At 47.1% G+C, this 24671-nt stretch carries 25 protein-coding genes; 1 reads left to right on the plus strand and 24 read right to left on the minus strand.

Annotation, left to right across the window (positions count from 1 at the left end):
* Positions 1 to 3 precede the first annotated feature (3 nt).
* The 24 genes from hisIE to ACE4RR_RS03685 form a co-directional block, all read right to left on the minus strand.
* Positions 4 to 630, minus strand: coding sequence for a bifunctional phosphoribosyl-AMP cyclohydrolase/phosphoribosyl-ATP diphosphatase HisIE (gene hisIE, locus ACE4RR_RS03570; RefSeq protein ID WP_375534024.1), 627 nt, complete (start codon positions 628 to 630; stop codon positions 4 to 6).
* Positions 627 to 1385 (minus strand): imidazole glycerol phosphate synthase subunit HisF, encoded by a 759-nt coding sequence (hisF, locus tag ACE4RR_RS03575; RefSeq protein WP_375534025.1) that lies wholly within the window; start codon positions 1383 to 1385, stop codon positions 627 to 629. The genes hisIE and hisF overlap by 4 nt, the downstream gene beginning before the upstream one ends.
* Positions 1385 to 2119, minus strand: a complete 735-nt coding sequence (hisA, locus tag ACE4RR_RS03580; RefSeq protein WP_375534026.1) for a 1-(5-phosphoribosyl)-5-[(5-phosphoribosylamino)methylideneamino]imidazole-4-carboxamide isomerase — start codon at positions 2117 to 2119, stop codon at positions 1385 to 1387. The genes hisF and hisA overlap by 1 nt, the downstream gene beginning before the upstream one ends.
* Positions 2112 to 2759 carry an imidazole glycerol phosphate synthase subunit HisH gene (gene hisH / locus ACE4RR_RS03585; RefSeq protein WP_375534027.1) on the minus strand — a complete coding sequence of 216 codons (648 nt, stop codon included), beginning with the start codon at positions 2757 to 2759 and terminating at the stop codon, positions 2112 to 2114. The genes hisA and hisH overlap by 8 nt, the downstream gene beginning before the upstream one ends.
* A gap of 20 nt (positions 2760 to 2779) precedes the next feature.
* Positions 2780 to 3370: an imidazoleglycerol-phosphate dehydratase HisB gene (gene hisB / locus ACE4RR_RS03590; protein WP_375534028.1), complete on the minus strand. Its 591-nt coding sequence runs from the start codon at positions 3368 to 3370 to the stop codon at positions 2780 to 2782.
* A complete protein-coding gene (hisD, locus tag ACE4RR_RS03595; protein ID WP_375534029.1) occupies positions 3367 to 4644 on the minus strand; it encodes a histidinol dehydrogenase in 1278 nt (425 codons plus the stop codon). Before hisD ends, hisB begins: the two co-directional genes overlap by 4 nt.
* The gene (gene hisG, locus ACE4RR_RS03600; RefSeq protein WP_375534030.1) at positions 4641 to 5279 is read right to left on the minus strand and encodes an ATP phosphoribosyltransferase; all 639 of its coding nucleotides are present in this window, start codon (positions 5277 to 5279) and stop codon (positions 4641 to 4643) included. The genes hisD and hisG overlap by 4 nt, the downstream gene beginning before the upstream one ends.
* Positions 5272 to 6459, minus strand: coding sequence for an ATP phosphoribosyltransferase regulatory subunit (locus ACE4RR_RS03605; RefSeq protein WP_375534031.1), 1188 nt, complete (start codon positions 6457 to 6459; stop codon positions 5272 to 5274). Before ACE4RR_RS03605 ends, hisG begins: the two co-directional genes overlap by 8 nt.
* Before the next feature lie 180 nt (positions 6460 to 6639).
* On the minus strand, positions 6640 to 7131 hold the full coding sequence (locus ACE4RR_RS03610) for an acyltransferase (protein WP_375534032.1): 492 nt from the start codon (positions 7129 to 7131) through the stop codon (positions 6640 to 6642).
* Positions 7128 to 7775, minus strand: a complete 648-nt coding sequence (gene ppaX, locus ACE4RR_RS03615) for a pyrophosphatase PpaX (protein WP_375534033.1) — start codon at positions 7773 to 7775, stop codon at positions 7128 to 7130. Before ppaX ends, ACE4RR_RS03610 begins: the two co-directional genes overlap by 4 nt.
* Positions 7765 to 8715 carry a nucleoside recognition domain-containing protein gene (locus ACE4RR_RS03620; protein WP_375534034.1) on the minus strand — a complete coding sequence of 317 codons (951 nt, stop codon included), beginning with the start codon at positions 8713 to 8715 and terminating at the stop codon, positions 7765 to 7767. The genes ppaX and ACE4RR_RS03620 overlap by 11 nt, the downstream gene beginning before the upstream one ends.
* 27 nt (positions 8716 to 8742) lie before the next feature.
* A complete protein-coding gene (gene lgt / locus ACE4RR_RS03625) occupies positions 8743 to 9624 on the minus strand; it encodes a prolipoprotein diacylglyceryl transferase (RefSeq protein ID WP_375534035.1) in 882 nt (293 codons plus the stop codon).
* A gap of 43 nt (positions 9625 to 9667) precedes the next feature.
* Complete coding sequence (gene hprK / locus ACE4RR_RS03630; protein ID WP_375534036.1) at positions 9668 to 10603, minus strand: HPr(Ser) kinase/phosphatase; 936 nt, start codon at positions 10601 to 10603, stop codon at positions 9668 to 9670.
* A 194-nt stretch (positions 10604 to 10797) separates the two neighbouring features.
* The gene (locus tag ACE4RR_RS03635; protein ID WP_375534037.1) at positions 10798 to 11157 is read right to left on the minus strand and encodes a phage holin family protein; all 360 of its coding nucleotides are present in this window, start codon (positions 11155 to 11157) and stop codon (positions 10798 to 10800) included.
* A complete protein-coding gene (locus ACE4RR_RS03640) occupies positions 11157 to 11357 on the minus strand; it encodes a PspC domain-containing protein (RefSeq protein WP_375534038.1) in 201 nt (66 codons plus the stop codon). The genes ACE4RR_RS03635 and ACE4RR_RS03640 overlap by 1 nt, the downstream gene beginning before the upstream one ends.
* A 12-nt stretch (positions 11358 to 11369) precedes the next feature.
* On the minus strand, positions 11370 to 12536 hold the full coding sequence (locus ACE4RR_RS03645; RefSeq protein ID WP_375534039.1) for a DUF4097 family beta strand repeat-containing protein: 1167 nt from the start codon (positions 12534 to 12536) through the stop codon (positions 11370 to 11372).
* A 300-nt stretch (positions 12537 to 12836) separates the two neighbouring features.
* Positions 12837 to 15719, minus strand: a complete 2883-nt coding sequence (uvrA, locus tag ACE4RR_RS03650; protein WP_375534040.1) for an excinuclease ABC subunit UvrA — start codon at positions 15717 to 15719, stop codon at positions 12837 to 12839.
* 7 nt (positions 15720 to 15726) lie between these two features.
* Positions 15727 to 17703, minus strand: a complete 1977-nt coding sequence (gene uvrB, locus ACE4RR_RS03655) for an excinuclease ABC subunit UvrB (RefSeq protein WP_375534041.1) — start codon at positions 17701 to 17703, stop codon at positions 15727 to 15729.
* 516 nt (positions 17704 to 18219) lie between these two features.
* Positions 18220 to 18402, minus strand: a complete 183-nt coding sequence (locus tag ACE4RR_RS03660) for a hypothetical protein (RefSeq protein WP_375534042.1) — start codon at positions 18400 to 18402, stop codon at positions 18220 to 18222.
* A 26-nt stretch (positions 18403 to 18428) separates the two neighbouring features.
* Complete coding sequence (locus tag ACE4RR_RS03665; protein ID WP_375534043.1) at positions 18429 to 18659, minus strand: DUF2198 family protein; 231 nt, start codon at positions 18657 to 18659, stop codon at positions 18429 to 18431.
* Between the two features lie 54 nt (positions 18660 to 18713).
* Entirely contained in the window at positions 18714 to 19907 is a 1194-nt protein-coding gene (locus ACE4RR_RS03670) for a PDZ domain-containing protein (RefSeq protein WP_375534044.1), read from the minus strand.
* A gap of 164 nt (positions 19908 to 20071) precedes the next feature.
* Positions 20072 to 21553, minus strand: a complete 1482-nt coding sequence (locus tag ACE4RR_RS03675) for a S41 family peptidase (RefSeq protein ID WP_375534045.1) — start codon at positions 21551 to 21553, stop codon at positions 20072 to 20074.
* A gap of 184 nt (positions 21554 to 21737) precedes the next feature.
* Positions 21738 to 22916, minus strand: coding sequence for a chromate efflux transporter (gene chrA / locus ACE4RR_RS03680; protein ID WP_375534046.1), 1179 nt, complete (start codon positions 22914 to 22916; stop codon positions 21738 to 21740).
* 14 nt (positions 22917 to 22930) lie between these two features.
* Complete coding sequence (locus ACE4RR_RS03685) at positions 22931 to 23230, minus strand: PadR family transcriptional regulator (RefSeq protein ID WP_375534047.1); 300 nt, start codon at positions 23228 to 23230, stop codon at positions 22931 to 22933.
* Positions 23231 to 23408: 178 nt separating this feature from the next.
* Between ACE4RR_RS03685 and ACE4RR_RS03690 the strand changes: the two genes are divergently transcribed.
* Positions 23409 to 24533: a cysteine desulfurase family protein gene (locus ACE4RR_RS03690; protein WP_375534048.1), complete on the plus strand. Its 1125-nt coding sequence runs from the start codon at positions 23409 to 23411 to the stop codon at positions 24531 to 24533.
* Positions 24534 to 24671 lie beyond the last annotated feature (138 nt).

The following is a 24671-nucleotide window of genomic DNA, read 5'->3' on the forward strand; positions in this document are numbered from 1 at the left end:
ATATTACTTACTGTGTCGCTGTTCGAGCACTGCAAGCACCTCATCGAGCGGGAGCTTTTGTTCCCGGAGCAGTACAAGCAGATGGTAAAGTAAATCGGAGGTTTCCCATTTCAGTTCTTCGGCGTCGCGGTTTTTCGAAGCAATGATTACTTCACTCGCTTCTTCTCCGACTTTTTTTAAGATTTTATCGACACCCTCCGAAAATAAATAGGTCGTGTAAGCTCCTTCGGGCATTTCCGCCTCGCGCTCAGCAATTATTTTCTCGAGTTCATTGACTATAGCAAATCGATCCTTCTTCGAAGTTACTTTTTCCTCGAGAAGAGATGAAGAAAAACAGCTGTAGGCTCCCGTGTGACAAGCAGGACCGGCCGGTACGACCAGAACGACCAGCGCATCCTGATCGCAGTCATAGCGTATATCCTCCACTGTCTGGGTATTGCCGGAGCTGGCTCCTTTGTGCCAGAGCTCCTGACGGGAACGGCTGTAAAACCATGTTTCCTTTTCCGCGATTGTTTTACGCAGGGATTCTTCATTCATATAAGCAAGCGTCAGTACTTCTTTGCTGGCAGCATCCTGAACGATAGCAGGAATCAGTCCATTCTCGTCAAAGGTTAAATTTTTGATGTTCATCGGACGACCACCCCTTTCCCACGCAAGTATTCTTTTACCTCTTCGACCGAGGTCTCTTTGTAATGAAAAATGGAAGCCGCTAACGCCGCGTCCGCTTCAGCTTCGTCAAATACCTCAACAAAGTGCTCCCTTGCCCCTGCTCCACCGGATGCAATGACGGGCACACTCACTGCTTCGTTCACTCTTTTTGTTAACGGAAGATCAAAGCCGGTTTTTGCACCGTCCTGATCCATACTGGTGAGCAGAATTTCTCCCGCACCGCGGCTGACGACTTCTTTTGCCCAGTCTGTAACTTCCCAGTCCGTCGGTGTCCGCCCCCCGTGGGTGTAAATTCTCCAGGAGTCCAAAGTGTCGTCATATTTGGCATCAATTGCAACGACAATACACTGAGAGCCGAAGTAATCGGCTCCTTCTGTAATTAATTTGGGGCGGTTTACGGCAGCCGTATTAAGCGAAACTTTATCCGCACCAGCCCGTAGAATTTTTTTCATATCTTCAATGGAATTAATGCCTCCGCCTACTGTAAAAGGTATGGCAAGTGTTCCAGCCACCTCTTTTACGACCTCCACCATCGTCTTCCGCCCTTCGTGTGAAGCGGAGATATCAAGAAACACGAGTTCATCAGCACCCTGTTCATCGTAAAAAGCCGCCAGCTCCACAGGATCTCCAGCGTCACGGAGGTCTACGAACTGAACTCCTTTCACGACTCGTCCTTCTGTCACATCCAGACAGGGGATAATTCGTTTCGTCAGCATCAGAGAGCAGCCTCCTTTATCGCTTTTTCCAAATCGATTTTACCAGTATAAATGGCTTTTCCCACGATAGCTCCGGATACACCCTTTTCTTTTTGTGCGGTGAGTACCTTCAGGTCACCAAGACTGCTGACGCCGCCTGAGGCAATAACATGGCGGCCGGTAGCTTCGGCGAGCTCGGCAATCGCTTGAACATTCGGCCCTGAGAGCATACCGTCCTTTGCAATATCTGTAAAAATGAATATTTCTGCACCGTATTCTGCCATTTTTCTGCCAAGCTCTACAGCGGTAACTTCAGAGGTCTCGAGCCAGCCGTTGACCGCCACGAACCCGTCTCTGGCATCAAGTCCGATCGCGATCTGTCCAGGATACTTGGCAAGCATGTCTTTAGCGAATTCTGGATGCTGCACTGCCACACTTCCAAGAATGACACGGTCTACTCCGTTCTCGAGGTAATAGGCAACGTCTTCTGCCGTCCGGATGCCTCCGCCGACCTGGACTTGAACATTAAGCTCGGCAGCCGCACGGATCACGTGCTCATGATTAATGAGCTTTTTCTCTTTAGCACCGTCTAAATCCACCATATGTATCCAGGAAGCACCAGCCTCTGCGAAGCGCATGGCCATATCAAAAGGAGAATCTCCATATATCGTTTCCTTTTCATAGTCCCCCTGCAATAGACGAACGCATTTGCCTCCCCGCATATCAATTGCAGGGTATACAATAAAATTACTCATAGGTACGGCTCCCTTCTGCCACAAGCTTTCCGAAGTTTTCAAGCATTTTTACGCCAATGTGGCTGCTTTTTTCCGGGTGGAACTGGGTGCCGAGAATACGCCCTCGCCCGACCACCGCAGGCACTTCTTCTCCTCCGTATTCACTGACAGCAATCAAGACATCATCATCTTCTGTCTGAATCAGATAAGAATGGACAAAATATACGTGGCCTTCCTCGACCTCCCGCAGAACATCATGCTGCGGCTGATGAAAACGGAGTTTGTTCCAGCCCATGTGCGGCACCTTGTAGGTTTCTCCACTTTCTTCTTTTCCCGTAAAACGCCTGGCATATCCGTTCAACAGGGCGAGCCCTTTTGTGTCACCATGCTCCTCGCTGCCTTCAAACAGCAGCTGCATGCCAAGACAGATCCCTAAAAGCGGCTTTCCATCTGCCGCCCACTGCCGGATAAAATCTTCCTGGTTTTTCTCTTTTAAGAGCGTCATTGCGTCGCGGAACGCACCGACTCCAGGCAGAATCAAACCATCTGCCCTGCCGAGCTCTTCTGGATCTTCAGATAGGAAATAGTCGAGACCGAGCCGTTCAAGTGCTTTGCTGACACTGTGAAGATTTCCCATTCCATAGTCGATAATCCCGATCATCGCTTCCCATCCTTTCTTTATTAAAGCATTCCTTTTGTTGACGGTATTCCTTTTACGCGAGGGTCGAGCTGAGTAGCCTCATCAAGCGCCCGAGCCATAGCTTTAAAAACAGCTTCTGCCATATGATGAGTGTTATGGCCGTAATGAACGATTACATGCAGGTTCATCCGCGCCTCAAGTGCAAATTTCCACAAAAATTCATGGATAAGCTCTGTATCAAATGTTCCGACTTTTTCCCCAGGGAATTGGGCACGGAATTCAAGGTGCGGCCGATTGCTCAGATCTACCACAACCTGCGCAAGTGTTTCATCCATCGGCACAAAGGCATTGCCATAGCGTCGGATCCCTTTTTTATCACCTAGTGCCTCCTTAAACACTTCACCGAGGCAGATGCCTATATCTTCTGTCGTATGGTGATCATCTACTTCGGTATCTCCGGAAGCTTTCACGGTTAAATCAAAATGGCCGTGCTTTGTAAACAAATCGAGCATATGTGTCATAAACGGAACCCCGGTGGATATTTCACTCTGTCCTTCTCCGTCTATATTCATTGCCAGCTGAATTTGGGTTTCCTTCGTGTTTCGTTCAATCGAGCTTTTCCGTTCTGTCATTTCGATTCTCCCCTTTTTCGTATCTCCACCGCACGTGCATGTGCCTCCAGTCCTTCAAGTCTTGCAAGAGAGGCAATATCATCAGCGTCTCTGAGAAATGCTTCTTGACTATAGGAGATGATGCTGGATTTTTTCGTAAAATCATCCACATTCAGCGGACTGGAAAAACGGGCCGTACCGTTCGTCGGCAGAACATGATTCGGGCCGGCGAAATAATCCCCGACCGGCTCCGGGCTGTATGGGCCGAGAAAAATCGCACCGGCGTGGCGTATCTTTCCAAGCAGCGCCTGGGGATTTTCAGTCAGCAGCTCGAGATGCTCGGGGGCAAGCTTATTGACCGCTTCCAGCGCTTCTTCCATCGATCCGGCGGTATAAATAGCTCCATAATCACGGATAGAGGCGGAAGCTATCTCTTTTCTTGGAAGCTGTTCAAGCTGCTTATCTACTTCTGCGGCAACTTCCTCCGCTAACGTAGTTGAAGTCGTCACAAGCACTGAGGACGCCATTTCATCGTGCTCTGCCTGGGACAATAAGTCGGACGCCACCTCGGCAGCCGAAGCTGTTTCATCTGCAAGCACAACGATTTCACTCGGGCCGGCAATCATATCTATATCCACCTGCCCGAACACGGCCCGCTTTGCAAGGGCTACATAAATATTACCCGGTCCCACGATCTTATCGACCTTCGGAACCGTTTCGGTACCATATGCAAGGGCGGCAATCGCCTGGGCGCCGCCAGCTTTAATAATGGTCTTCACTCCAAGCTCGGCCGCCGTAACTAAAACTGCGGGGGAGAGCTCCCCATATTTATTTGGCGGCGAGCACATGACAATATTCTTTACTCCGGCTGTCTGAGCTGGAATGACATTCATCATGATTGTCGAAGGATAGGCCGCTTTTCCTCCTGGGACATACACGCCAGCCGAATCCAGAGCAGTTACCTGCTGACCGAGCATTGTTCCATCTGATTTTGTCGTGAACCAGGACTGTCTCCGCTGCCGTTCATGAAAGGAACGGATATTGGCAATCGCACGCCTTATCGCTCCTAGAGCTTTTTCATCCACCAGTTCATAAGCCTGCTTAGTTTCTTCGGGATCGGGAAGAAATGTTCCAAGCTTTGCGCCGTCAAACATTTCCGTTAAATCCTTCATTGCTTTGTCGCCATTTTCCCTTACCTGGCGGATAATCGCTTCCACTGATTCCTGCTGCTTTTCCGTGCCGCTTTCAACGGATCGGCTGAGGCTGACGTTTTTGCTTAGCTTCGTAATATTCACAATTCATCCTCCTCCACTACTCGTGCCAGTCTTTCCACAATATCATCAATCAGTTCATCCTTCATCCGGTAGCTGACAGGATTTACAATGACGCGAGAGGTGATAGGAACGATTGTTTCAAGCTCGATCAGCCCATTTTCACGGAGAGTTCGGCCGGTAGAAACAATATCAACTATGCGGTCCGCAAGGCCGATCAGCGGAGCCAGTTCAATCGAACCGTTCAGTTTAATAATTTCCACCTGCTCGCCCTGCTCTTTAAAATATTGAGTTGCGAGGTTAGGATATTTTGAAGCTACCTTCGGATTTATATCTGTTTTTTCATAGCCCGGCAGCCCAGCAACAGCCATATAGCATTCACTTATCTTTAGATCAAGGACTTCGTATACATCTCGTTTTTCTTCTATCATCGTATCCTTGCCGGCAACACCGAGATCAGCGACACCATGCTCGACATAAGTCGGCACATCCATCGGCTTTGCCAGAATAAAACGCATCCCTGCTTCCGGCGCATCTACGATCAGCTTACGGGAATCATCAAATTCCGGCGGCAGTGCGAAGCCTGCTTCACGGAGCATATCTGCTGCTTCTTCAAATATACGCCCTTTCGGCATCGCTACCGTTAACGGTTCAGTCATCGCTGCTGCCTCCTTTTTTCTTTCCTATATAGTATACGACGTCTGCAAACGCCCTGCTTAGTTCATCCATATTTTCAACACCCTGCAGATCCTGCAGCACAACGAGTTCGCCTTCTTTTCTTCTGGCTGCCGCTTCCTGGATCGCTTCTTTGCGGCGTTCGCGGCTGCAGACAATGCACGTTTGCTCAGGCAGCGCTTTCGTTTCTCCAAGCGCTTCTGCCAGCAGGTCAAGCCGGATTCCGAAACCGGTAGCCTGGGCCGGACGGTCAAACTTCTGCAGTAATTCATCATACCGGCCGCCGCTTGATAATGGAAAGCCTAGCCGGCTTCCATAGCCTTCAAAAACGACCCCTGTATAGTAACTCATATGCATGACAAGATTCAGGTCAATCTTCATATGCTCGCTGACACCGTAGCCGTCCAGCACCTCCCAGAGCTGTTCAAGATCCTCGAGAGCTTTTGCTGCGCGTCCGTTTTGAACGAGGTCCTTTGCTTCTCCCAGCTTATGGATACCCCCGCGGAGATTCAGCAGCCCGAGCAGACGTTTTTCATCAATCGATGACAGCGGCAGGCTTTTCACATGCTGGCGGTAACCAACGTAATTTTTTTCATATAGATAACGGCGCAGTGCATCAGCCCGTTCTTCGCTCCCTACGACATCAAGAAGTAATGCGTTTACGTAGCCAATATGTCCGATTGCGATTTGAAAGTTTTTCAGTCCTGCTTTTTTCAGTGCGCTGACCATTAAGGCAATAACCTCTCCATCTGCACTAGCCGTTCCATCGCCGACAAGTTCAACTCCCATTTGTTCAAACTCAGCCGGGCGCCCGCCTTCTATTTGCTGGGCCCGAAACAGATTGGTGTGATATGAAAGCCGCAGCGGAAACGATTGGTCTTTTAAACTCGATGCAGCTACACGTGCGATGGGAGCTGTCATGTCCGGCCGCAGAACGAGGGTGTTTCCATCTTTGTCGAGCAGCTTAAAAAGCTGCTGATCAAGAATGGCCGAGGCTTTTCCGACCGTATCATAATATTCCAGCGCAGGAGTTTCAATCGGCAGATAGCCCCAGCTGCTGATTTCTGACTCCATGCTGGTTCTGACGCTGTGTTTCGTTTGATGGTAGGAAGGTAGCGTGTCACGCATACCAACCGGCTTTTCAAACATAAATGGTGTGCTCATGGGAGGATACATCCTTTCAACGTTAGCTGCTGTATGATCATTTACTTTTTACTTTAGTTCGCTAATGTACTATCGAGATAAAGCATTATAACGTGTAGTTTACACCGGTTTTTTTACTGCGTCAATTGTTAACTCCGTTTTTTTCCGGTGAAAAAAATCCTCCCCATGCAGCGTAGCTGCTTATTGTGGAGAGGATTGTTTTATTATTTGAAGCGGATTACCGCCGACCGTACTGCCAGGTGCGACATCTTTATGCACCACCGACCCTGCTGCAACGACCGCACCATCTCCTATCGTTACTCCGGGCAGGATGGTTGTATTGGCACCGATCATCACGTTATCTCCGATGATGACATCGCCAAGCCGGTACTCATCTATTAAATATTCATGCGCGAGAATTGTTGTATTATACCCGATAATACAATTTCGTCCGATGGTTATTTTCTCAGGAAACATGACATCCGGCATGACCATGAGAGCAAAAGCGGTTTTTTCTCCGATGTTCATTCGTAGAAATGTACGGTAAAGCCAGTTCTTCATTGGTAAAAATGGTGTAAAGCGTGCGATTTGAATCACAATGAAATTCTTCTTCACTTTCCAGAAAGGCACAGACTTATATATCTGCCAGAGTGAATTAGCGGATGATACAGAATACCGAGTCGTTTTTCTCACGTCACTTGAACTCCGAGGTGATTAAGGAGATCCGGCATTTTTTGCAGCATCCAGTCAGGCTCATACGACAAGAGAACATCCTCTCCTTTAATGGACCAGGCAACGCCTGCAGTGAGAACTCCTGCATTTTTCCCGCCGAGAATGTCATAATGACTGTCACCTATCATAAGTGTTTCCTCCGGTTCAGCGCCGAGCTGCTCCATCGCCAGATGAAGCGGCTCGGGATCCGGCTTTACCCGTGTTACGTCATCAAATGTCACCACAACAGGGAAATACTCGAGCAGACCTGCCGATTCAGCTCCCATCAATGCCGTTTCTCGGCGCTTAGTCGTTACAATTGCCAGCTTATAGCCCTGCTTTGAAAGCTCAGCCACAGTTTGTCTCACGCCTTCGTATTCCTCTATTAAATCATTGTGATTTGCTTTATTATGTTTTTGATAGACGCCTATCATTTCTTCCGCCTTCTCAGGATCCACCCGGTGAAAGCTGTCCGTCAGCGGCGGCCCGATAAATTCGATGATGCTTTCGCGGTTGTATTTTCCCGGCATGTATTGATCCAGTGTATGCTGAAATGAGGCGATAATCAGCTCATTCGTATTGACAAGAGTTCCGTCGAGATCAAATAAAATCGTGTTAATAGTCATATTGTGCTTCCTTTCTAGACATGGCATTCTTTTCGGAGCGGTTCCAGATGTACGCAACTACCATTGTAAGCAGCACAGCTGTAATAAGCCTGATAAGCAGGAGCGGCAGAACCGGGATGCCAAGCGGGATAAAAATAAGAGTGTCTTCCACCACGGCATGGCAGGCTACCAAAAAAATAAACACTAAGTATAAATCCTTCTTTTTAACATTATCTTCTTTTATTGCCTGAATCATAACCCCTGCTCCAAAAGCAAGACCAAAAAACATTCCTGAAGCAAGTGTCGTTGATGTATTTTCACGGATACCTAGCATTTTAGTGAAGGGAGCCATCGCTTTCGAAAAAGCGTCAAGCCAGTTCAGATCCTTCATAATTTGAATCAATATCATGATTGGAATGACGACGATGGCAAGCTGAGCTGCTCCCATAAACGCTGTGACCAGGCTTTCCCCAGCCATGCCTGCCCAGGTGGCAGGTACTGTCTCTTGACTCTGTGCGACAAAACCGTACTTGGCCTGCTCCTGACCGCCCTGCCAGATCAGGTTAATCACTACTGCCGAAAAAATGGCCAGGCCTACGCGCACAGCGAGTACAACTGACATGCGGATGCCGACCTTGACTGCCACCGCAGATTCCACAAACAGGTTGTGGGAAAAAGAAAGCATCACAGCAAGTATAAATACTTCCTTCACTGCTAGATCCATCGACAAAATTGCACCAATAGCTGCGTACAAATTAAGCATGTTTCCGAGCACGAGGGCAATGGCAGCTTCCCCTGGGAGACCGAGCCAGTGCATGAAAGGGGCAAGTGCTTCTGCCAGCCAATCAAGAAATGGAGTATATCCAAGCAGGGTGATTATGAAGGTAATTGGAAATATAATTTTTGCTAGTGTCCAGATAGTTCCCAGACCGACAAATAACCCTTTCTTCAGCGTATTCAATGTATCTAAACCTCTCTCCATCCAGCGTTATTTCTTTTTCTTTTTTTTAGCCGGGCTTTTCGTCTTATTACCTTTCGGTGCTGGAATGCCAGGACCGTCCTCATCTAGATATCGCGCCTGTGCCAGTCCTGCTTTTCTCCGATATATAATAAGTATAACTGCGCCGGCTATTAGTAAAATCGAAATCATTTGAGCGGTACGAAGCACATCTCCGATCATCAAGCTGTCGGTCCTCATTCCTTCTACGAAAAAACGACCGATCGAATACCAGATGACGTAGGACATAAACATTTCACCCCGGCGCAGATTGACGCGCCTCAGTAACAGCAGAACAACAAAACCTGTGAGGCTCCAGAGGGATTCATACAAGAAGGTCGGATGATAATATGTTCCGTCTATGTACATCTGATTGACGATAAATTCCGGCAGCATTAAGCTCTCAAGGAAGTCACGATTAACCGGGCCTCCATGGGCCTCCTGGTTCATAAAATTTCCCCAGCGCCCTATCGCCTGTCCAAGAATTATACTAGGGGCAGCAATATCAGCAATTTTCCAAAAGGAAATTCCGCGTTTTTTTGAAAATATCACTGCGGTTACCACCGCACCAATCAAGCCCCCGTGAATAGCCAGTCCACCCTGCCAGACAGCAAGTATCTGTCCGGGATTCTGGGCGTAATATTCCCACGTGAAGATAACGTAGTAAAGTCGGGCACAAATGATTGAAATTGGTATCGCAAAAATTAATAAGTCAGCAAAAATATCCTTCGGCATGCCCCGCTTCTGTGCTTCCCGGTTTGCAATAATAAAGCCGAGAAAAGCACCAAGACCGATGATAACCCCGTACCAGTATACGGTCAGCGGCCCCAGTTCAACCGCGACGCGGTCAATGGGCTGTATGGAATGCAGCATTATCTCCCTCTTTTCTTCTCTTTTTCATTGCAGAAGCGGGGGATTAAAATTCTTCCCGGTCCCCGTCTTCAATCACATCGGTTAATCTTTCAGAAAATTGTTGAGCTGTGTTGATACCCATCCGCTTCAGTCTGAAATTCATCGCGGCAACCTCGACAATTACCGCAAGGTTCCGTCCCGGACGAACCGGAATCGTATATTTTGGAATTTCCGTATCAATAATTTTCACGGTTGCTTCTTCAATACCGAGACGGTCATAAGCCTTCTTATCGTCCCATATTTCCAAATTAATTGTTAAGGCGATTCGTTTAAACGGCCGTACCGCTCCTGCGCCAAACAATGTCATCACATCAATAATTCCCAGTCCTCTAATTTCAAGTAAATGCTGAATCAATTCAGGGGCTCGTCCGACAAGCGTATCTCCATGCTCCTGACGAATTTCTACCGAATCATCTGCGACAAGTCGATGGCCGCGGCGTACAAGGTCAAGCGCCGTTTCACTTTTACCGACACCACTTGCCCCGGTCAGCAGCACCCCAATTCCATAAATGTCAACAAGTACTCCATGCATAGCTGTGGTCTTTGCGAGCTTCGCTTCCAGAAAATTAGTGAGCTGGCTGCTGAGCCTGGTCGTGGTCACATCAGCGCGCATGATCGGAACGCCATTTTTTTCTGCATTTTCCACGAGCTCCGGTGGTGCAATCAATCCTCTGGAGATAATAATGCCTGGCGTGTCGTATGTACAGAGCTTTTCCATACGTTCATTTTTTTCATCTTCGTTCAGCTGCTGGAAGAAAGAAAGCTCTGTTCTGCCGAGCAGCTGCAATCTTCTGGCAGGATAATACGTAAAAAAACCAGCCATTTCAATTCCGGGACGGGATATATCACTGGTTGTAATCGCACGATATACTCCGTCTTCGCCAGCAAGAACTTCCATATTAAATCGTTCCACTAAATCCTTTGCTGTTACTTTTGCCATCTATTCTCACCCTCCCGACACATATATATAAGAAGAATATCATATTTCGATAAGCACAATTTCTATTGTAGCATGATTTGAAACGAATGTGGATGCGGGGCAGAGAGAGCGTTTCTTCAAGCTGTATGAATACAATAATAAGGTAATATAAAAAAACCGCCCTGCTGTCAGGACGGGATTCTTTGAAGAGAACATTATTTTCTTCTGCGCATTGGTTCAACGACAAAATTATTTATTAGTACGTTCAATATGGCAATAATAATAGCCGCAAGCAGCGCCATTCCAAACCCGGAAATTTCAAAGGCATCTCCCATTAATCCCGCTGTGAGCATTAATAATGCAGCATTAATGATGAATATGAAAAAACCAAGGGTCACAAATGTAATCGGCAGTGTCAATAGTACAAGCAATGGGCGGATCAGTAAATTGATGACCGTCAAAATAATGCTTGCAATCAATGCCGCGCCGATACCATCAAGTTCGAAGCCTTCAAAAAAACCGGCTACGACCATTAATGTAATCATGTTGATAATAAAAGGTGCAATACACCCCATTATGAGGTAACATCCTCTTCATTCGGCATTACAACCGCAAGGATGAGGTAAGCGATTAAAAATGGAAAGGCTGCAGTAACAACAGCCAGTACCACTGTAATAATTCTTACGAGTGTTGCATCAATGTTAAAATATTCAGCGATTCCTCCACACACGCCGGCTAACTTACGGTCCGAGCGGCTTCTGTATAATTTTTGCATGACTATTCCTCCTTATAACTGGCCGGGTTTCAATGAGATAGATCCCGTTTTAGTTTCTGCATCTAAACGAAGACGGGGTGATGCTTTTTCATTAGAAACAAAGCGAAGTGACTTCTGCATAAAATCCTTTTTTTCTTCAATAATACTGAGATCTGACAGGGCATAATTATAGTTTCCTACATTCGTCTTTAACAATCCCTCCGTGCGGATATGATCCGGCAGCGTTACAAAAATGCTTCCTGTAGTGGCCGCCAGCGCAGCACGGGCATCCTGTTGAAGAGAGAGCCTGCCGTTAATGGTGCCATTTACGGATTCCGCTTCCAGATCACGAATTTCAGCCTCTATTTCAATACTGCCGTTCATCGTATTCATATCGGCTATATCAAACACGCCTCCGTTTATCTTCAGCGGTCCGTTCAGTGTTTCTGCATGGCATCGCATGATATTTAAATTATCGAGGGTAATGGCGCCGTTGACGGTTTTTGCGGAAAAACTGTCTGCTTTTATTGATTCCCCTGTTAAATAACCGTTAAACGTGTAGAGCTGAATGCGTTCATAGGTGCGGCGCGGGATATACATGACAGCCTGAACTTTTATTGACTTTGTCTTAGTGTAAAAATCAAGCTGGTTTCCTTCCACTTCAAATACAGTTTCTTTCAGAAATTCCTCGCGCGCCTCTTCTTCGGAATTTCCTTTGTACACTTTGACCTTACACTCAATTTTAATATCATTTTCATCCCACGGCTTTACGTCGAGGGACCCGTTCTCCAACGACACATCCAGCACAGTCTGTTCAGCATACTTATGCTGAAAAATATGGTGCACTTCATGGTAGGTGCCGAAATTAAAATCAAGATCAAGTTCTTTTATCTTCGTAATAGCATTGTCAATAAAGCTCGTGAATGTGGATGCGGAATCAGCTTTACGCTGTTTTTCTCTATTCCATTCTTTCTGCCGTCGATTGCCTTCTTCCCAATTGACATTCGTGGAAAGACTGCGTCCTTTATCCGGGCCAGACACGGATGGTTCGTTATCCTTTTGGTGGCTCTCTGTCTTCGTCTGTTCCTGCTGAGACGCTGTATCATCTGATTTTAACGCTTTTAATAGCTTAGTTCCGTCTTCCGGTGAAATTTTACCCTCATCAATCATCTTCAGAATTAATTTGCGTTCTTCTTCCATTATTAATCCCTTCCTTTTCCCGGACTTTTTTTAATACCCTCTGCTTCCTTCTACGTTAACGATACCGTATGGGTTTCACTTTTACTTCCGCCTGCAGACTGATTTACCATCCACCTGATGCCCGTTTTCTAAAGTAAAGCTTAGTTTGCCGGGGAGTTCTGACCAGGAATGAACGACGTAATTATATTTTCTTCTTTACCAATGGCAGCCATTCGTAAAACATGAAGAAAAAGAAAAACTGCCTCCGATTTGCATAGACCACTATAGGTGTGGTCTTGATGTCCAGGAGACAGTTCAGCGTTATGAGGAGGTTTCCGCAACTCTTTCAGCTTGTTGAATTCTTTCTTCCATCCTTGCTCTTTCCCGCTCTAAGATCGGCTTCAAATAATAGCCGGTGTGAGATTGTTTTACCTCTGCCACTTTTTCCGGAGTACCGCTTGCAACAAGTTTGCCACCTTTATCCCCGCCTTCGGGACCAAGGTCCACAATATAATCGACCGTTTTAATGACATCGAGATTGTGTTCAATGACAATTACGGAATCTCCGTTTTCGACGAGGCGCTGCAGCACCTGGAGCAATCTGTCTATATCATCGGTATGAAGTCCGGTGGTCGGCTCATCCAGGATATACAAAGACTTTCCAGTAGAGCGGCGGTGCAGCTGGGAAGCAAGCTTTACCCGCTGTGCTTCGCCGCCGGATAAGGTGGTCGCCGGCTGTCCCAGCTTAATGTAGCCGAGCCCGACATCGTACAGCGTCTGAATTTTTCGCTTGATTTTCGGAATGTTTTCGAAAAAGCTTACTGCTTCCTCGACCGTCATTCCAAGAACGTCTGCAATGTTCTTGCCTTTATATTGGATATCGAGTGTATCACGGTTATATCTTTTGCCCCCGCATTCTTCGCAGGGAACATACACATCCGGAAGGAAATGCATTTCAATTTTGATAATGCCGTCTCCTTTGCATGCTTCACAACGTCCGCCTTTGACATTGAAGCTGAATCGTCCCTTTTTATAGCCGCGCATTTTTGCTTCGTTCGTCATCGCAAACACATCGCGGATGTCATCGAACACACCGGTATAGGTCGCCGGGTTCGAACGGGGAGTGCGGCCGATGGGAGACTGGTCGATATCAATAACCTTTTCGAGCTCCTTAATGCCATCGATCGATTTATGAGCGCCAGGCTTGTCTTTTGCCCGATGCAGCTTCTGTGCAAGAGATTTGTGAAGTATATCGTTGATGAGGGTACTTTTTCCGGAGCCAGAAACCCCGGTAACAGCAGTAAACAGGCCAAGTGGAATATCAACATTTGTGTTCTGCAGATTATTCTCGGTTGCACCTTTGATTTTTAGCCAGCGCTTTTCCGGTGTTCTTCGCTCCACCGGAAGAGGAATAAATTTCTTTCCGGAAAGATATTGGCCAGTCAGAGAATTTCCATCTTCCTTAATTTCCTCCGGTGTTCCTTCAGAGGTAATATAACCTCCGTGTGTTCCGGCGCCGGGGCCGATATCAACAATATGATCAGCCGCAAGCATCGTATCCTCATCGTGCTCCACTACAATCAACGTATTGCCAAGATCCCGCATTCGTTCAAGTGTGCGGATGAGACGATTATTATCACGCTGATGAAGTCCGATGGATGGTTCATCAAGAATATAGAGCACGCCCATCAGGGAAGAACCTATCTGGGTGGCAAGCCGGATACGCTGAGCTTCACCACCGGAAAGCGTACCTCCTGACCGGCTCAGCGTCAAATATTCCAGTCCGACATTAACGAGGAAACCCAGGCGTTCTGAGATTTCTCTTAAAATTAAGCGAGCAATAGCCAGCTCTTTTTCCGAGAGGGAAAGATTTTCAAAAAATGTAAGGGCATCTTTCACAGAAAGCTCTGTCACTTCCCCGATATGAGACTCGTTCAGCTTGACAGCAAGACTTTCCTTGCGGAGACGGTGTCCATTACAGCCCGGGCAGTCTTTTCTTGCCATATATTGCTCCATCTGATCGCGGATATAGTCCGAGGCTGTTTCGTGATAGCGCCTGGAAATATTTTTTAATACTCCTTCAAAATAGATATTACGCTCACGTATACGTCCACGTTCATTCTCGTAGCGAAACACCATCCGCTCCCGGGAATTACCTTTTAAAACAATATCAAGCTGATCCTTTGGAAGATCCTTCACCGGCACATCCATATCGATGCCGAAATGATGGCATACCGATTCAAGCAGCTGCGGATAGTATTGAGAACTTGTTGGTTCCCACGCCGCGATCGCGTGCTTTCGCAGGGTTCTGTCAGGATCAGGTATGACAAGGTCCTGATCAACTTCTAATTTACTTCCGAGGCCGTCGCAGGAAGGACAGGCGCCGTATGGACTGTTAAAGGAAAAAAGACGCGGTTCCAGCTCTCCGATGGAAAAGCCGCAGTGCGGGCAGGCATGGTGCTGACTGAAAAGCAGCTCCTCCTCCCCGATCACATCTACGAGAACTTTTCCGTCACTAAGTGCAAGTGCTGTTTCAAGGGAATCGGACAATCTTGTTTCGACACCCTCTTTAATAACGACCCGGTCAATGACAGCTTCAATATCATGCTTTTTGTTTTTTTCGAGATGGATGTCCTCACTGACTTCTCTCATTTCTCCATCAACACGGACGCGGACATAGCCTTTTTTCTTCAAATCTTCCAGCACTTTCATGTGCTCACCTTTGCGTCCGGAAATAAGCGGTGCGAGAATCTGCATTTTCGTCCGTTCCGGATATGAGGTCATGCGGTCGACCATCTGCTGCACGGTCTGTGAAGAAATCTCTACATGATGGACAGGACATACCGGCTTTCCTACTCTTGCAAACAACAGACGCAGGTAATCATATATCTCTGTTACCGTTCCAACGGTGGAACGGGGGTTTCTGCTCGTCGTTTTCTGATCGATCGAAATCGCAGGAGAAAGCCCTTCAATAGAGTCTACGTCGGGCTTATCCATCTGACCAAGAAACTGTCGTGCATAAGCCGACAATGACTCGACATAACGGCGCTGTCCCTCTGCATAAATCGTATCAAATGCAAGGGAGGATTTGCCGGATCCGGAAAGGCCGGTAAACACAACAAGTTTATCCCGCGGAATCGTAACGTCGATATCTTTAAGGTTATGAGACCTGGCCCCTTTTATTGTTAAATTTTCTAAAGCCATCGCTGTGTCACCCTTCCGCTTTTAATTCCATGACCATATCCCGAAGCTCAGCTGCCCGCTCAAAATGAAGATCCCTGGCTGCTTGCTTCATTTCTGCCTCAAGCTGGTCAATAACTTTTTGACGTTCCTTCTTGCTCATTCTATCTAATGCCGGCTTATCAAAGTCTTCGTTTTCATCTGAAGCAATGGTCGCCTGTATCAACTCAGGTATTGCTTTTTTAATCGTCTGCGGCGTGATGCCGTATTTATCGTTATGCTCCTTTTGTATGGTCCGGCGCCGCTTTGTTTCTTCGATTGCAATGTTCATCGATTTTGTAATCTTATCAGCATACATAATAACATGACCGTTGGCATTCCGGGCCGCACGTCCCATCGTTTGAATGAGAGACCGCTCTGCCCGCAGAAAACCTTCCTTGTCTGCGTCCAGTATAGCAACCAGTGATACCTCCGGAATATCAAGGCCCTCCCGGAGCAGGTTAATGCCGACGAGCACATCGAATTCTCCGAGCCGGAGCTGGCGAATTATATCAATACGTTCAAGTGTTTTTATATCAGAATGAAGATATTTGACGCGGATCCCTATTTCTTTTAAATAAGCCGTCAGATCCTCAGACATTTTTTTCGTGAGTGTAGTAATCAGTACCCGTTCTCCCCGTTCGCGCCGCTCATTGATTTCCCCGATCAGGTCATCAATCTGTCCTTCAATCGGACGGACGTCAATAGTGGGATCAAGCAGGCCAGTCGGGCGGATAATCTGCTCCACCATTTCAGGAGTGTGCTCAAGCTCATAAGGACCCGGAGTCGCAGATATGAACAATGCCTGGTGAACACGCTTTTCAAACTCTCCGAATTGAAGTGGCCGGTTATCCATTGCACTTGGCAGCCGGAAGCCGTGGTTTACGAGTACTTCCTTGCGGGCACGGTCTCCGTTATACATGCCGCGCACCTGCGGCAGGGTTACGTGTGATTCATCCACGACAAGAAGAAAATCCTCCGGAAAATAATCGATAAGTGTATAGGGCGAATCACCGGGGTTCCGGAAGGTCAGGTGCCGGGAATAGTTTTCGATTCCGGAACAGAAGCCCATTTCTTTCATCATTTCAATATCGTAATTGGTTCGCTGCTCAAGGCGCTGAGCTTCAAGCTCTTTGCCCTCCTCGCGAAACTTTTTCAGCTGGCCGGCAAGCTCTTTTTCAATGTTTTTAATGGCTCTGGTTAATTTTTCTTCTCTCGTTACGAAGTGAGAAGCTGGAAAAATGGCAATGTGCTTTCGTTCCCCGAGCACTTCTCCGGTAAGAGCGTCCACTTCGGTGATTCTATCGATTTCATCCCCAAAAAATTCCACGCGCATGCAATGTTCATCCCTGGAAGCCGGAAAAATTTCTACAACGTCCCCGCGCACCCGGAAAGTACCGCGCACGAAGTTAATATCATTTCTTTCATATTGAATATCTACAAGCTCTCTCAGCAGCTGATCACGTTCCTTTTCCATACCTGAACGAAGCGAAAGAACTAGAGCCCGGTATTCATCCGGTGAGCCGAGTCCGTAAATACAGGAGACACTAGCCACAATGATGACATCACTGCGTTCAAACAGCGCACTTGTGGCAGAATGACGGAGTTTATCAATTTCATCATTAATGCTGGCATCCTTTTCAATGAACATATCCGTCTGCGGGATATACGCTTCCGGCTGATAATAATCGTAATAGCTGACGAAATATTCAACGGCGTTATCTGGGAACAATTCCTTAAATTCATTGTAGAGCTGCCCGGCCAGGGTTTTGTTGTGGGCAATCACGAGGGTAGGTTTTTTTACTTCTTTAATAACGTTGGAAACGGTAAAGGTCTTCCCTGTGCCTGTGGCGCCGAGAAGCGTTTGGTATCGTTTTCCCGCTCTTAACCCCTCGGTCAGCTTTTGGATCGCTTTTGGCTGATCACCCTGCGGTTCGTATTTTGAAACTACTTCAAAGGCTTGGCTCATCGCGTGATCCCTCACTTTATATGAATCGGAGTAACATACATTTCACTATTATCGCTTATACATTATACCACATAAAGCGTCAATATAAACGATTTTTTCGAATATATGTTCGATTCAGTTTATCTTTGAGAGGGTATTGCTTATGGTGGAAATTGTTTGTAAAAATTGGAAAGAGCCTGCTGTGATTTTGTCAATAATCACTGCAGGCTTCGTTCATTTGAGTCGAGGCTGGGTGGCGTTTTCCACCGGATACGTGCGGTTTTCACTCATTTCATAGTGTTTCCACGCTGCGGGGCGTTTTTCCGCTCTAGTTTGATTTCCACCGCAGCAGCTTCAGTTTCCACTCGCTTCTATGGTTTTTCCCCGGACCAGCCAACCATTTCCTCCGTGCTTGACTCGTTTCCACGGCTGGGTGGCGTTTTCCACCGGATACGTGCGGTTTCCACTCATTTCATAGTGTTTCCACGCTGCGGAGTGCTTTTCTTCCGCTCCAGTTTGATTTCCACCGCAGCAGCTTCAGTTTCCACTCGCTTCTATGGTTTTTCCCCGGACCAGCCAACCATTTCCTCCGTGCTTGACTCGTTTCCACGGCTGGATGGCTTTTTCCACCGGATACGTACGGTTTCGACTCTTTTCATAGTTTTTCCACGCTGCGGAGTGCTTTTCCACCGCAGCCGTCCAGGCTTCCGCTGCTTCCAAACCTTCTTCCTATCCACACGAAAACTTTACCCGAAGTCTTTACCTTGTTTTTTATGAAACCAGTGCCAGGTAATCCACGCAGAAACAGCCAGCGACAGCAGAGCCGCAGCAGTGACCGCAGCTCCTTTGGTCCATGGCTGGAGGGCAGCCGCAATCATTAATGCTGTTACTACCCCGCCGATATAGCTGTGCGTGAGGCGGGAAGCCGTAATCATAATGACAGGCGGCAGAAAAGCCGCGGTTAAAATTTCTATCACATTAGATACCCTGCCTTCTCCTTCATTCTATATATCCTTTGATCGCCGGCACCTTTATGCCTGCCGGCTTGAAGTCGTCAGTGGGGTTTGATCCTTTACAAACAGCACCCCAAGTTCATGATGTTGATTACTATATACCGCTGACTGAACGTGCCGAAGCTCAGCATTAATATCAGCCACCTCTATTTTACAATAAGCCGAATTTTTCTGAAGTGCCTGGTAGAAGTCTTTTTCATTATTAACATTGCTGGCGTTCACTTTCATAATTATCTCGCCGGGAGCCAGTCCCATTTTGGAACCAGGTGAGTCCGGAAGCACACAGAGAACTGTAAGTCCGCGTGCACGAGGGGTGAAGAGCGGCGGACGATTCCGTTCTTGTACTCGGAAATTCAGAGTTATGGCTTCTCGAACCAGTAATATCGCGGCAGCGCTGATGAGTCCCGCAGCTGGACTGTATAGAGCTGAAACAGCACTGGCAGTCGCAAAAATTCCGAGTAAAACAACGCGTCCGCCCACTTTTTTTACTGCTTGTGCAGGGAGCGTATGAAAAATACTGTACTTTGCTCCTATGGCAAACGGTACAATAAACAGGCTCATTCCCGTTTCTGCGAGAGGAAAAAGCGGCCAGAATCCCGCTGGCTCTATCGGTCCTCCCGGAATGAGCAGGCAGACTGGTACAAACCAGATCCGCTTCAGCTGATGCCCTCCGATTTTTTTGCCTCGTGAGCTTTTCCGGACAATTGGGGTCGTATATTGGCTTCCATTTTTCCAAATTAACAGTCCTTCGGCGATTATAAAAACAGCCAGGATGAAAAGTACCGGGCGGTGGTCTCCGGTTCCAAGAGAGGAAAACCACTCATCAATCAATGGATAGCCCGTCACAATATTTGGAAGAAAATAAACAAGTATGAAGCTCAGACCTAAGATGTGTGAAGGTCCGAGCCAGCGGACGCGTCCGCTGAGAAGAAACAGGAGCGTCACTGTCCCTGTGAGGAGTAGAAAGGAAAACGAAATGTAAAGACCGGTTGCCGCAAGTAAAACTGATAGAAGTAAGCCTGCGCCAAGACCCGGAAGTAGTGGTGCTGTAAGGTCGAACACAGCATGAAACACACTCGTATGAAAGGTAGCCCGCTCCTTTTTCACTCGAAAAAACCCGAGCATTAACATAGCTGCAGGAATGAAATATGTAAGAGGATGAGCAAAAAAACGCCCAATCCCTGCTAGTAGTTCCCAGGCAATAACATCCATAACGGCATCTCCTTCGTAACCGGATTGAAACCCGGCATAGATAGTAATTGTATTACTATCATTTCTGTCTCTTTTTCTAGAATGTATTATTAAGCTACAAAAACGGAGCGGTTCCTTCAGGTTCAGCTTTCTGAAAGATGCACTCCGCTCCATTTTCCAAACATTTATTCTTGAATTTGTTCATTTACAACTTCGAGTGCTTTTTCCATTTGTCTGTCATTGTCTGGATCCTGAATCAGTTCAAACATAGCCTGATTCATTGCTCCGGCTGTCTCTTCATCGATCGTTCCGGATACGGAGATATCCTCTGCTTCCTCCTGGAACGATTCGACTGCAGCCTCGGTCTGCTCATCAAAATATCCGTCTGTACGTCCCGGATCATGACCGAGACCTTTTAAGATATTCTGGGCTATTTCAACCTGCTCTCCGATGTCATCGAGCTGAAGCTCTTCTTCTGATGAGAGAGCGGCGGAATAGAAATAGTCAGGCTGATCAGTTTCGATAGTTGGCTCCACGCCTTCTTCATTTATCCAATTTCCGTCCGGAGTAAGCCATTTAAACATAGATAGTTTTAATTCACTGCCGTCGTCAAACGGCATCGACTGCTGGACCGTTCCTTTACCATAGGTCGTGTTGCCGACCAGCTCATAGCCGCCTGCTTCCTTCAAAGCTGCAGCCAAAATTTCAGAAGCTGATACGCTGCCTTTATCAATCAAACCGACAATTGGATAGTCTTTTCTCTCCTCCAGGGAGGATAGAGAGCGGACAGTTTCTCCTGCACGGTCTTCAATCTGCACGACCGGCTTATCGTCTCCCGGAATAATCAGATCTCCGATATCCTCGACACTGTCAAGAAATCCGCCCGGATTTCCGCGCACGTCAATTATCAGTCCATCTATCTCTTCTGCTTCCAGCTTTTCCAGCTGATTTTCAAACTCCTCAGCAGTTGATTCGGAGAAGGATGTAATTTCAATGGTTCCGATTTGTCTTCCATTCTGTTCCGTCACTTCAGAATATACTGTTTCCACCGGAATTTCATCTCGTTCGACATCCACATCAAATGGGTCAGAAGAGCCTTCCCGCTGGACAGTAAGGGTAACCTTTGAACCCTTTTCGCCGCGGATCTTCAGAACGGTTTCATTTAAAGACTCCCCTTCTGTATCTTCTCCATCAACAGCCAGGATCTGATCATTTGGCTGCAGTCCCGCTTCTTCAGCCGGAGAATCGCGGAAAGGGGACACAATCGTAACCGTGTCATCCACCATGCTCACCTCAGCGCCAATTCCTTCAAAAGAAGACTCCAGCGATTGAGAAAACTCCCCGGCTGTATCTTTATCCATATAAGAAGAGTGTGGATCACCAAGCGTTTTGACCATTCCTTCAAAAGCGCCTTCCATCAACTCTTCTTCATTTACTTTTTCTACGTACTGCTCGCTGATCATATTGTACATCTGTTCAAACTTTTCACTTGCTTCCCCGTCTCCGCTTCCCTCGGATTCTGCAGACTCTTCCTGACTATCCGTGTTACTCGAAACAGAACGGGGAACATCTTCATCATCTATATTTATGCCGGCGAACACTCCGCCTGCTCCCGCAAGCAAGGCGGTTCCCAAAACGGCGGATACCGTTTTCGCATTTTTTTTCATTTATTTTCCACCCCGGTTGTGTATCATACTGTCGATTGCTATCGATGATTCTTGACTTATGTCTTTTCAAAGTGAAAAAAGTGGTACGTTCCTTCCTATATTTTAGCATGAATGCTGCCCGAGGATAAATGATTATTACGCAAAATAAAAGATAGGGAGCAATAGCTCATCAGAATAAGGTATTTCACAACCCCAGCACCAGTCCTGCCAGTATTCCGACAATGACCACTTCCCAGGCCGGCCGCTTCCAGTATGAAAGCAGCCCGAACAATGCAGCAGCTGCCGCAAAATCCACAGCAGAAGTAACAGCGCTTGTAAAAATCGGGTCATAAAACGCAGCTGCAAGAATGCCGACCACTGCAGCGTTCACACCGAAAAGTGCTGCTTGAATACGTGGGTTGGTCCGTAAATCGTTCCAAAAAGGAAGGCTTCCAATAATGAGAAGAAAAGCAGGCAGAAAAATTGCAGCAGAAGCCACTAGTGCCATACCCAAACCACCGGATACCGCCCCGAGATATGAAGCAAAAGTAAAAAGGGGTCCCGGTACCGCCTGCGCAGCCCCATATCCGGCTAAAAACTGTTCTGCATCTACCCAGCCCTGCCCGACTATCTCTTGTTCTAACAGCGGAAGCACTACATGGCCTCCTCCGAAAACGAGAGCCCCTGCCCTATAAAAGCTGTCAAAGATCTCCAGGCTCTCCAACGTGACAACCTGGCGAGCCAGCGGAAGCAGAAGAAGCAGACCAAGAAATACACTAAGACAAATCGCCCCAGTCTGCTTTCGAACAGGTACCGACATCGGAGATACTGCTTCTTCCACGGAGTGCTTTTTATATAAATACAAACCGAGAACACCAGCCGCAAGAATGATCAGCACCTGACTGTACATCGCTTCCCAGAGAAGCAGAATAATCATTGCTGCGATCGCTATCGTAGCGCGTTCTTTATCTGGAGCAAGTTTTTTCCCCATGCCAATAATCGCATGAGCGACCACCGCTACTGCTACAAGCTTCAGCCCATTCAGCCATCCGGCGTCACCAACATCTGCGCTTTGCAGAAAAAAGGCAAATAAAATCAATGCTATAACTGACGGCAGCGTGAAACCAAGAAATGAAAAAAATCCTCCCAAAATGCCCGCTCTGGACATGCCAATTCCAATCCCTACCTGGCTGCTCGCTGGTCCCGGTAAAAACTGCGCTAATGCGACAAGGTCAGCGTAATTCTGCTCACTCAGCCATTTTCTGCGACGCACATACTCTTCATGAAAATAACCAAGATGAGCAATTGGACCTCCAAAAGAGGTCAGTCCCAGCCGCAGTGCGACAATAAATACTTCCAAAACTGATCCGGAATTTTTATTCATATAAAAACCTCCTATTACTCATCCATAACTTCTTTCATCAGTTCTCTAATTTTTGCCTTGGTTTCCTCTAGAGCTGTTAGTCCGTGATTAGTAATTGTGTAATACTTACGAATCCGGCCTTCTACATTTCTTTCCTTACGTGATAAATAGCCCTTCTTTTGCATATCATGCAGCACTGGATAGATCGTCCCCGGACTGACCCGGTAACCGTGTGAAGCTAATTCATCTATCAGATACTTGCCGTAAACAGGCTCTTCTTTTGCGTGATGTAAAATATGGATTTTGATAAAGCCCGAAAAAAAATCCTGGTACATCTAAATCACCTCCTTTTGATATTAACATCCGATATCGGATTTCGATATTAAGAAGTCAATATCTTTACAAAATTTTAAAAAAGTATCTAAGAAGGAACGACAAATCCATGATTTCCAAGTACAATAGACCCTACTAACGGTTACAATGGAAACGTAATTAAGGAGTGCAATATTCTGAATGAAACACATTTATTTAGATTACAATGCGAGCACTCCGCTCGCAGCTGAAGTTCGTGAGACGATTGTGAATACACTCGATCAAAGCAGCGGCAACCCTTCTGCTTCCCACTGGGCAGGCATTCCAGCCAAAAAGGCTGTGGAAAACGCACGCCTCCAAGTGACGGAGCTGATTAGTGCAGAGTGTGAAGAAATTATTTTTACAAGCGGAGGTACGGAAGCTAACAACCATGCCTTAAAAGGGGTTTGGGATGCGCTCGGCCGCCCCGGCAGCCAAATCATTACTACAACCATTGAACATCCTGCCATTCTCGAACCATGCCGATACCTGAAAAACAAAGGAGCTGCTCTAACCTGGATAGGTGTTGATGAACACGGCGTCGTTGATCCGGCGGAGATTGAAGCAGCCATTACCGAAGATACAATTCTTATCTCTGTGATGCACGCCAACAATGAAACCGGCTCGATTCAGCCATTGAAAGAAATCTCATCTATTGCAAAAAAATATGGTGTATTACTGCACTGTGATGCAGCTCAATCAATCGGGAAAATTCCTGTGCATGTGGACGAACTAGGAGTAGACCTCCTTTCAGTGGCTGGGCATAAATTATATGCACCGAAGGGGGTCGGTGCCCTTTATGTCAGAAGCGGCACTCCTCTTGAAAGCTTCATGCACGGGGCTGGCCACGAACGTGGCCGCCGGGCCGGCACCGAAAATGTCATCCTTGCTGCAGCACTGGGGCGCGCTTCTGAACTAGCGCTGGAAATGGAAGAAATATCAATTAAATGGCGCTCCTTGACCGACTTCTTTTTTCAGCAGTTAAAGCGCACTTTCGGAGAAAAGGTTCAGCTGAATGGACATCCTGATGAACGGCTCCCCAACACACTTAATGTCAGTTTTCTCGGAGAAATCGGCCAGGAAGTGCTGGCACGAATGCCGGAAGTAGCCGCCTCGACCGGCGCTTCCTGTCATTCTGATATCGTGCAGCTCTCCCCTGTCCTCCGCGCCATGGGAATCAGCGAGGAACGCGGGAAAGGAGCCATTCGATTCAGTCTCGGACGAGCCTCATCAATGGACGATATTGAATATGTGATCAAGAAATTGAAGGAAATAATTGAAGAGTAAAAAGCTAAAGCTCTCATTGCTGCCCAAGGCAGTCATGAGAGCTTTCTCGTGACATGCTTTAAAGCAAGGCCCCGCAGGCAGCGCCTTGCTTTAAAGAAAAACCTGACTTGTGGGTACGCCCGGTTTCTCCGGACCCTG

The organism is Alteribacillus sp. HJP-4 (assembly GCF_042139015.1).
Classification (GTDB): domain Bacteria; phylum Bacillota; class Bacilli; order Bacillales; family Marinococcaceae; genus JBHIKY01.

What these genes read in the sequence shown, in the direction of transcription:
- ACE4RR_RS03675 (WP_375534045.1), bottom strand. Translation starts at nt 21,553, where the DNA reads ATGAAAAAAAATGCGAAAACGGTATCCGCCGTTTTGGGAACCGCCTTG.
- hisIE (WP_375534024.1), bottom strand. Translation starts at nt 630, where the DNA reads ATGAACATCAAAAATTTAACCTTTGACGAGAATGGACTGATTCCTGCT.
- ppaX (WP_375534033.1), bottom strand. Translation starts at nt 7,775, where the DNA reads ATGACTATTAACACGATTTTATTTGATCTCGACGGAACTCTTGTCAAT.
- lgt (WP_375534035.1), bottom strand. Translation starts at nt 9,624, where the DNA reads ATGCTGCATTCCATACAGCCCATTGACCGCGTCGCGGTTGAACTGGGG.
- hisA (WP_375534026.1), bottom strand. Translation starts at nt 2,119, where the DNA reads ATGAGTAATTTTATTGTATACCCTGCAATTGATATGCGGGGAGGCAAA.
- hprK (WP_375534036.1), bottom strand. Translation starts at nt 10,603, where the DNA reads ATGGCAAAAGTAACAGCAAAGGATTTAGTGGAACGATTTAATATGGAA.
- ACE4RR_RS03670 (WP_375534044.1), bottom strand. Translation starts at nt 19,907, where the DNA reads ATGGATGTTATTGCCTGGGAACTACTAGCAGGGATTGGGCGTTTTTTT.
- hisH (WP_375534027.1), bottom strand. Translation starts at nt 2,759, where the DNA reads ATGATCGGGATTATCGACTATGGAATGGGAAATCTTCACAGTGTCAGC.
- chrA (WP_375534046.1), bottom strand. Translation starts at nt 22,916, where the DNA reads ATGAATAAAAATTCCGGATCAGTTTTGGAAGTATTTATTGTCGCACTG.
- ACE4RR_RS03690 (WP_375534048.1), top strand. Translation starts at nt 23,409, where the DNA reads ATGAAACACATTTATTTAGATTACAATGCGAGCACTCCGCTCGCAGCT.
- ACE4RR_RS03645 (WP_375534039.1), bottom strand. Translation starts at nt 12,536, where the DNA reads ATGGAAGAAGAACGCAAATTAATTCTGAAGATGATTGATGAGGGTAAA.
- ACE4RR_RS03640 (WP_375534038.1), bottom strand. Translation starts at nt 11,357, where the DNA reads ATGCAAAAATTATACAGAAGCCGCTCGGACCGTAAGTTAGCCGGCGTG.
- ACE4RR_RS03685 (WP_375534047.1), bottom strand. Translation starts at nt 23,230, where the DNA reads ATGTACCAGGATTTTTTTTCGGGCTTTATCAAAATCCATATTTTACAT.
- hisB (WP_375534028.1), bottom strand. Translation starts at nt 3,370, where the DNA reads ATGACAGAACGGAAAAGCTCGATTGAACGAAACACGAAGGAAACCCAA.
- hisF (WP_375534025.1), bottom strand. Translation starts at nt 1,385, where the DNA reads ATGCTGACGAAACGAATTATCCCCTGTCTGGATGTGACAGAAGGACGA.
- ACE4RR_RS03635 (WP_375534037.1), bottom strand. Translation starts at nt 11,157, where the DNA reads ATGGGGTGTATTGCACCTTTTATTATCAACATGATTACATTAATGGTC.
- uvrB (WP_375534041.1), bottom strand. Translation starts at nt 17,703, where the DNA reads ATGAGCCAAGCCTTTGAAGTAGTTTCAAAATACGAACCGCAGGGTGAT.
- uvrA (WP_375534040.1), bottom strand. Translation starts at nt 15,719, where the DNA reads ATGGCTTTAGAAAATTTAACAATAAAAGGGGCCAGGTCTCATAACCTT.
- ACE4RR_RS03605 (WP_375534031.1), bottom strand. Translation starts at nt 6,459, where the DNA reads ATGAGCACACCATTTATGTTTGAAAAGCCGGTTGGTATGCGTGACACG.
- hisG (WP_375534030.1), bottom strand. Translation starts at nt 5,279, where the DNA reads ATGACTGAACCGTTAACGGTAGCGATGCCGAAAGGGCGTATATTTGAA.